General features: G+C 70.0%; 1 protein-coding gene. It reads left to right on the top strand.

Annotated features, from left to right (window positions below; all coding sequences use genetic code 11):
* Window positions 1-320: SdrD B-like domain-containing protein (locus UK23_RS31180; protein WP_045315273.1), on the top strand; the 320-nt coding region annotated here is incomplete at both ends.

The raw sequence follows: 320 nt of genomic DNA, 5'->3' as shown, positions 1-320 counted from the left end.
GGCGACGACGCGGCCGACTCCGACGGTGACGCCACCGGCGTGACCGCGGTGTTCACGCTCGACCAGCTCGAGCAGGACCGCACGTGGGACTTCGGTCTCGTGCCGCCGATCGGGGCCGTGGGCGACAAGGTGTTCGACGACGTCAACCGCAACGGTGTCCAGGACGCCGGTGAGGCGGGCGTGCCGAACGTGCCGGTGGAGCTCTTCCGGCAGGGTCCGAACGGGCCCGTGTCGGTGGGCACCACGACCACGGACGCGAACGGCGAGTACCTGTTCGAGAACCTCGGCGCGGGTGACTACTTCGTGAAGTTCACCCCGCC

It is taken from the genome of Lentzea aerocolonigenes, assembly GCF_000955955.1.
Classification (GTDB): domain Bacteria; phylum Actinomycetota; class Actinomycetes; order Mycobacteriales; family Pseudonocardiaceae; genus Lentzea; species Lentzea aerocolonigenes_A.
This window is presented reverse-complemented; position numbering and strand designations above follow the sequence as displayed.